Below are 8,134 nucleotides of genomic sequence, written 5' to 3' on the forward strand. Positions count from 1 at the left end.
TACGGATTATTAGCTTCCACGAGTGGCCCGGTCGTCCAGAGGAAGCAAGGAACTAAAGATAAATGACCGAGTTTTAAGGACGGCAAATGTTATAGAAAGAACCCGGTATTGGCAAGCGCTATTTGGTGAATAATGAAACAGTTTTTCTGTCGCCATCTAGCCATCCGACAAACCGATGGATTTTGCTATAACAGCCTAAAAAGAAACGCCCACCAGCAAGTGGTGAGCGCTAATAAATTCATAGACTTAAAGCAGCGTTAACGCATTACTGAGCTAAACGCTGTCTTACCGCTTCGAACAGGCAAATACCCGACGCCACAGAAACATTTAAGCTCGATACGCTACCTGCCATTGGAATCTTAATCAGATCATCGCAAGTTTCACGAGTTAAACGACGCATACCGTCACCTTCTGCACCCATAACTACCGCAAGAGGACCCGTTAGCTTCGCTTGATAGATATCATGCGTTGCTTCACCTGCCGTACCCACAAACCATACGCCCTGCTCTTGCAGTGCACGCATTGTGCGAGCTAGGTTGGTTACGCGCACGAGAGGAACCGTTTCAGCTGCGCCACATGCAACCTTGCTTACCGTTGCTGTTAACGGCGAAGAGCGATCTTTAGGTACGATAACAGCAGCGACACCTGCGGCATCCGCGTTACGTAGACAAGCGCCTAGGTTATGAGGGTCTGTTACGCCGTCTAGAACTAACAGCAAAGGCTGTTCGTGCTGCGCTAGGATATCGTCTAGGTGAGTTTCATTAAGCTGCTTAGCAGGCTTCACCTTAGCAATAAGACCTTGGTGATTCGCACCTTGTGCTTTTTCATCCAACGGCTTACGACCCATCTGTTGAATCGACACACCAAACTGTTGCAGTTGGTTCAGTAATGGAAGAAGACGCTCGTCTTGGCGACCTTTCAATACATACGCTTCGATAAAACGTGCAGGATCTTTTTCTAGTACGGCTTTCACCGCGTGAATACCGTAAATAAATTCGTTACTCATTGTCTCAACTTACTCTTATTGCTCAGAGATGAATGACATCAATGCCGATGTGTCCACCTCTGTGTTGTTCATTTCGAGAGTATGCGTCTTGTGCCTGATACTCTCGCATTAAAGTCATTTCACACTAAATCAGTAGGCGCTAAACCTAATTAGCAGAGCGCCTTATTAGCCTTAAGATTTATCAGTCTTAAGAGTTATCAGCCTTTGGCTTACGGCTTGCAGCACGCTTTTTCTTAGCGCGAGCTTTAGCAGCACCGGTTTTATTCGCTGGCTTTTTCTTCTTAGCAGGGCCTTCGCTGCTTCCGTCAGGTCGCTTAGTTGGCTCAACCATAGGCTTCGCTGATACACCTGGCTTATTACTCTTCACTGCTGAGCGCTTCTTGCTTTTCGCCTTTTTCATCGCTTCTGCTGCACGCTTCTTGGCTGTTTTGCCTTTGCCACGCGGCTGACGATCAGTGTCTTCTAAGTCAAAGTCGATTTGGCGAGTTTCTAAATTAACCGCAGAAACCTTCACTTTAACCGAATCACCCAAGCGGTAGATATTACCTGAGCTTTCACCCACTAGACGCTGACCAACAGCATCAAATTGGTAGTAATCATTCGCTAGCGCTGAGATGTGTACCAAGCCATCAATGTGCAGTTCAGTTAGACGAACAAAGAAGCCAAAACCAGTCACGTTGGCAATCACACCATCCATCACCTCACCGACATGGTCTTGCATGTATTCACACTTCAACCAGTCGTTTACTTCACGCGTTGCGTCATCAGCACGACGTTCAGTCATTGAACACTGCTCGCCGTAGAAGTCCATATCATCGAAAGTGTAGTGGTAACCACCAGTTGGCGTCCAACGTTCGCTGTTACGACCTTCTTCTTTCGCAATAAGGTACTTAATCGCACGGTGCAATAGCAAATCTGGGTAACGACGAATTGGCGAGGTAAAGTGAGCATAGCGTTTAAGAGCTAAACCAAAGTGACCCGCGTTATCCGCGTTGTATACCGCTTGCTTCATTGAGCGTAGCAGCATAGTTTGGATTAATTCACGATCTTCACGTTCATTAATCTGTTGCATCAGTTGTGCATAGTCTACTGGTGATGGCGACAGACCACCTTCCAGTGTTAAACCTAATTCACTTAAAAAGCTCTTGAAGCCCATTAAGCGCTCTTCGCCCGGAGTTTCGTGAACACGGTACAGAGCAGGCTCTTTCGCTTTCTCTACGTAAGATGCCGATGCGATGTTCGCCAGAATCATACACTCTTCGATGATCTTGTGTGCATCGTTACGAATTACCGGTTCAATACGGTCGATCTTACGATCCGCATTGAAGATAAACTTAGTTTCTACCGTTTCAAATTCAATCGCACCACGTTCGTCACGCGTTTTCTTAAGCACCTTATACATCTTATGAAGCTCTTCAAGATGTGGTACTTCAGGTTCGTAACGCTCACGTAATTCTTCATTGCCATCTAAGATCGCGCCTACTTTGTTATAAGTAAGACGAGCATGAGAATTCATTACCGCTTCGTAGTGCTTGTAGCCTGACAGTTTACCTTTGTCTGAGATAGTCATCTCACACACCATACATAAACGGTCTACCTGAGGGTTCAATGAACACAAACCATTTGAAAGCACTTCTGGCAGCATTGGCACGACTTGTGACGGGAAGTATACCGAGTTACCACGGTTAATCGCTTCTTTGTCTAGCGCTGTATCTGGGCGAACGTAGTAACTTACGTCAGCAATCGCTACCCATAGACGCCAGCCGCCGCCTTTCTTCGCTTCACAGTAAACCGCATCATCGAAGTCACGCGCATCTTCACCATCAATGGTAACCAATGGCAGTTTACGCAGGTCTACACGTCCTTCTTTTGCTTCTTCAGGAACATGCTCACCTAGGTTTTCGATTTGCTTATCTACCGCTTCAGGCCACTCTTGTGGGATCTGGTGAGTACGGATCGCAATCTGCGTTTCCATACCCGGCGCCATGTTTTCACCAAGAACTTCGGTTACTTTCCCCATCATGTTACGAGAACGACCACCGCGATCCGTAATTTCAATCACAACCACATTACCCATTCGAGCACCGCCTTTATGCTCAGTAGGGATCTGGATGTCGTGACTAATACGCGAATCATCAGCAACAACGTAAGAATGGCCGTACTCTAGGAAGAAGCGACCAACAAGTGGCGTTTTACGCTCTTCAAGCACACGAACCAAACGACCTTCACGACGGCCACGCTTACTGTTGTCAGTAGGCTGAACCAATACGTAATCACCGTGCATGATGGTTTTCATCTGATGATGCGGCAGCACGATATCATTGTCTTTACCCACACTGCCGTCTGGGCGAACCCAACCATGACCGTCTTTATGACCAATCACATAGCCTTTGATCAGTTCCATCTTCTCAGGCAATGCGTAGCACTGACGACGAGTAAAGATAAGCTGTCCATCACGCTCCATTGCACGCAAACGACGACGCAGCCCTTCATATTGTTCCTCTCCAGCAAGACCCAAAGCTTCGAATAGATCGTTGCGGTTCATCGGAATATTCGCGTCTGTTAGAAACGAAATAATGAACTCTCGGCTTGGTACTGGGTTATCGTAATTTTTCGACTCTCGGTCGGCAAAAGGATCAACAGTGGTTGTCGCTGTCGTATTTTCTGACGTTGGTGTGTTTTTTGACATAGGCGGGCCTGCTTAAGCAAGGAAGGTATATACCCCTAGTATATCTGATGCTAGGGGTAAGCTACAGATATGCTTTAGAAAACACTCAAATAACCTCAGATTGATACATATCTTCACTTTGTGAAACATCGCTTCATAGACGTGGATTATCATCAAAATTTCAAGCAAACGATAAAACAAACGTTTGCGCCATGAATGAAATACACTATTATCCACGCACTTTACCAACTCCTGTTCTGGGTATGATATGAAACTAAAACGCACTTTATTGGCTTCAGCTATGGCGAGCCTAGCGCTGTTCCCATTCGCAAGTTCGGCAATGGAAAAGGCTGACCTGATGATTACCGATGCGATGGTTCTAACCATGAACCAAGACAAAACGGTTTATGAAAGCGGTACTGTTGTCGTCAAAGACAACAAAATCATTGCGGTTGGTGATGCTTCACTAGAGAAGCAGTACCAAGCTAAGCAAGTGTTAGACGTTGATGGCGATATCGTTATGCCAGGTCTCATCAATACCCATACTCATGTATCAATGACAGTTTTCCGTTCGTTAGCCGATGATGTGCCAGATCGCCTGCACCGTTACATCTTTCCGCTAGAGAAGAAGCTAGTATCGCGAGACATGGTACGCATTGGTGCGAACATAGGTAACGTTGAAATGGTGAAAGGCGGTGTGACAACTTACGCCGACATGTACTACTTCGAAGATGAAGTCGCAAAAACCGTCGATAAGATCGGTATGCGTGCCATCCTAGGTGAAACGGTGATTAAGTTCCCAGTCGCCGACGCTGCCAACGCAGAAGAAGGCATTAAGTACGCGTTGAACTTCATTGAAGAATACAAAGATCACCCACGCATCACACCAGCGTTTGCCCCGCATGCGCCTTACACCAACACCACAGAGATCCTTCAGAAAATATCTAAACTATCCCTAGAATTAGATGTTCCAGTAATGATTCACCTTGCAGAATCACACCGTGAAGAAGAGAAAATCGCAGAGCGTTCTGATGGATTGTCCCCGGTTCAATACATGGACAGCATTGGCGCACTCAACAAGAACTTGGTGGGTGCACACATGATCCTTGTTGACGATCATGATATCGAACTGGTGAAGAAATCGGATATGGGCGTGGCTCATAACATGAGTGCTAACATCAAGTCAGCAAAAGGCGTATCACCTGCGCTTAAGATGTATGACGAAAACGTGCGTATCGGTTTAGGTACTGATGGCCCAATGTCTGGTAACACACTGAGCACCATTGATGAGTTCAACCAAGTCGCTAAAGTTCACAAGCTAGTTAACAAAGATCGTGCTGCGATGCCGCCGATCAAAGTGATCGACATGGCGACAATGGGTGCAGCAAAAGCGCTGCACATGGAAGATAAGATCGGCTCTCTTGAAGCAGGCAAACTGGCTGACATCATAGTGATCGATACTAAGGCGCCAAACATGGTTCCAGTCTACAACCCATACTCAGCACTGGTGTACTCAGCTAACTCAGGCAATGTTCGTCACTCCATCGTTGATGGCAAGATCATCATGCAAGATCGCGACATGCTAACGGTAGACGAAGATAAGATTCGTCAAGAAGCACTCGATTTCACCAAGGTTGTTCGTGAAACGGTGATTGAGTCTGGTGAGGTGGTTCAATAACGCTACCGAATTAGATAAACGGTTTTCCGTTCAGATCAAAAAAGGCCTCGCTGATGAATCTCAGCGAGGCCTTTTTAATACGAGTTTTTTAGATGATTAACGAGTGCAGTCATTAATCATCATTGCTCATTCAATAATCTGTCTTACCAGAATACGTCTCGACGTTTTGCTCGAGCAATAATATTGTCTGGCATTCTCTGTTCCAGACCGCTACGAAGCACAGTGATACGTCTGTGTTGTCTTTGATCTGCGGTTACCGAGTTATACAACCAACGGTAAGCATCTTCATAATCCAATGGGCTACCGTAGTCACGTAACAAGAGTTCCGCTAAGTGAATGCTCGCACTTAAGTTACCCATCGAGGCTGCTTCACGTAGATACGGAATCGCACGCTCTTGATCTTGTTGTACCAAAGTACCACGAGAGTAATAACGACCTAACTGCTCTAATGCAGCGGGTAAACCTTGATGTGCCGCGTTCTCCATATAGTAAAGGCCAAGCTCTACATCTTGTGGAACACACACACCCCAAGCCAACATATCACCGTATAAAAACTCATAAGAAGGCAAGCTAATACGCGTTGCACGAGCAACGATATCTTCAACTAACTGGCACTTATCAGCTTTCACTCGCTCTAGATGTTGATTATTTTCGATTAAATTAATCAGTTCAGCTTCTGTATATATTGGAACGGGCTCTCCCACATCAGCCAAATTAGCATGACTCAAGGGTGAGCTCAGCGCCATTATTAATGAAGCTGCCACAATTCGTAGCTTCATACCTGCACTCTATTATCTGTCGCTAAAGTTATCTATTGAGGAATGCAGAGGATTTCTACACGCACAAAACAGGGTGAACTTCACTTTCCATGATATCTGTATCGGCAATAACCCCGACGGCTTTAGACAAAACTTGCCGCTAATGGGCAATATTTTGCCTGATGACGCTTAAAAGATCACCATCAAAGAGTGAACGGCTAAATTGCAGGTATTAAAAAGCCGACTTAATAAAGTCGGCTTTTAGAAAACTATTTTATTATCAAAGCACTGTTCGTGCCTGGTAATCACTCAAGCGGGCATTAAGCGCCGTATGGGTGAACCTTGATGATAGTTTCGTTACGATCTGGGCCAGTTGATACGATATCAATTGGAACGCCAGTTAGGTCTTCGATACGCTTGATGTAATCTAGAGCAGCTTGTGGAAGCGCGTCGATAGATTTAGCACCAAATGTGTTTTCAGACCAACCAGGCATTGTTTCGTAGATTGGCGTCGCTTCTTCGAATGACTCAGCAGCCATTGGAGAAACTTCTAGGATAGAACCATCTTTCATCTTGTAACCAGTACAGATTTTTAGTTCTTCTAGGCCATCTAGAACGTCTAGTTTAGTTAGACACATACCAGATAGAGAGTTGATTTGGATTGCACGACGCATAGCAACAGCATCGAACCAACCAGTACGACGTAGACGACCAGTTGTTGCGCCAAACTCGTGACCAACATCGCCTAGGTGTTTACCAACTGGGTCTTGCTTCTCAAGGCCATCGTATAGCTCAGTAGGGAATGGACCTGAACCAACACGAGTACAGTAAGCCTTAGTAATACCAAGGATGTAACCGATGTGACGAGGACCGAAACCAGAACCTGCAGCAACACCACCAGCAGTCGTGTTAGAAGACGTTACGTATGGGTAAGTACCGTGGTCGATATCTAGTAGCGTACCTTGAGCACCTTCGAACATGATCTTGTCGCCGCGCTTACGTGCTGCGTCTAGTTCGTCAGTTACGTCGATAACCATCGCAGTTAACATATCTGCGTAGCTCATCGCTTGCTCAAGAACTTCTTCGTAGCTTACTGTTTCAGCTTTGTAGAAGTGCTCTAGTTGGAAGTTGTGGAATTCCATCACTTCTTTTAGCTTCTCAGCAAATGCTTCTTTATCGAAAAGGTCGCCAACGCGTAGACCGCGACGAGCAACTTTATCTTCGTAAGCAGGACCGATACCACGACCCGTTGTACCGATAGCTTTAGCGCCACGAGCGATTTCACGCGCGTTGTCGATTGCAATGTGGTACGGAAGAATTAGAGGACAAGCTTCAGAGATGAAAAGACGTTCACGTACTGGAATACCGCGATCTTCAAGAGGCTTCATTTCTTTTAGAAGTGCGTCAGGCGATAATACTACACCGTTACCAATAACACATTTAACGTTATTACGTAGGATGCCTGATGGAATTAAGTGAAGAACGGTTTTTTCACCGTCAATTACAAGTGTGTGACCTGCATTGTGACCGCCTTGGTAGCGAACCACGTATTTTGCATCTTCAGTTAAAAGGTCAACGATTTTACCTTTACCTTCATCACCCCATTGGGTGCCTAGAACGACTACGTTATTTCCCATCTTTCCAATTTCTGTTGCTAATTAAAAATGGATTCTAGCACTGAATCACACTTCTTGCAGTCACTTTTTGTTCATAAACGTTAACGCTGTACAAAAATAAACCAGCCATAACTGGGGGCAGATGTGTAAAGATACTGATATCATTGCTTTTTTACAGACAAAAGGCAGAACCATGTCTCAATCAATTTGGCTCGCTATTGGGCTCGTACTTATTGTGGAAGGGCTCGGCCCCTTGATTGCACCCAATGGCTGGAGAAACATGGTCGCGCAACTGAGCGAGCAACCAGACACGCAACTGCGCCGCATTGGAGGCTGTCTTGTGGTGGCTGGAGCGGTTATCGCTTTCATGACCTACCGCTAGGTTTCTATAATACCAATTAAAGTAAA

Annotated in this window: 6 protein-coding genes; 2 read left to right on the top strand and 4 right to left on the bottom strand. The window is 45.7% G+C overall.

Going from position 1 to position 8,134, the window contains the following annotated elements; translation table 11 throughout:
• Positions 1–265 precede the first annotated feature (265 nt).
• Positions 266–1,006: a 23S rRNA (guanosine(2251)-2'-O)-methyltransferase RlmB gene (rlmB, locus tag AB4307_RS11015; RefSeq protein ID WP_017063180.1), complete on the bottom strand. Its 741-nt coding sequence runs from the start codon at positions 1,004–1,006 to the stop codon at positions 266–268.
• 187 nt (positions 1,007–1,193) lie between these two features.
• Entirely contained in the window at positions 1,194–3,695 is a 2,502-nt protein-coding gene (gene rnr / locus AB4307_RS11020; protein ID WP_017063179.1) for a ribonuclease R, read from the bottom strand.
• Positions 3,696–3,942: 247 nt separating this feature from the next.
• On the opposite strand from rnr, the gene AB4307_RS11025 reads away from it, so the two are divergent.
• On the top strand, positions 3,943–5,352 hold the full coding sequence (locus AB4307_RS11025; RefSeq protein ID WP_372131895.1) for an amidohydrolase: 1,410 nt from the start codon (positions 3,943–3,945) through the stop codon (positions 5,350–5,352).
• A 143-nt stretch (positions 5,353–5,495) separates the two neighbouring features.
• On the opposite strand, the gene motX is transcribed toward AB4307_RS11025, so the two are convergent.
• Complete coding sequence (gene motX / locus AB4307_RS11030; RefSeq protein ID WP_017063177.1) at positions 5,496–6,131, bottom strand: flagellar protein MotX; 636 nt, start codon at positions 6,129–6,131, stop codon at positions 5,496–5,498.
• 299 nt (positions 6,132–6,430) lie between these two features.
• Positions 6,431–7,747 (bottom strand): adenylosuccinate synthase, encoded by a 1,317-nt coding sequence (locus tag AB4307_RS11035; protein ID WP_010434108.1) that lies wholly within the window; start codon positions 7,745–7,747, stop codon positions 6,431–6,433.
• 172 nt (positions 7,748–7,919) lie between these two features.
• Between AB4307_RS11035 and AB4307_RS11040 the strand changes: the two genes are divergently transcribed.
• Positions 7,920–8,108, top strand: a complete 189-nt coding sequence (locus AB4307_RS11040) for a DUF2065 domain-containing protein (protein WP_010434105.1) — start codon at positions 7,920–7,922, stop codon at positions 8,106–8,108.
• Positions 8,109–8,134 lie beyond the last annotated feature (26 nt).

The sequence above is a fragment of the Vibrio sp. 10N.261.52.C2 genome (assembly GCF_041471425.1).
Classification (GTDB): Bacteria; Pseudomonadota; Gammaproteobacteria; order Enterobacterales; family Vibrionaceae; genus Vibrio; species Vibrio crassostreae_C.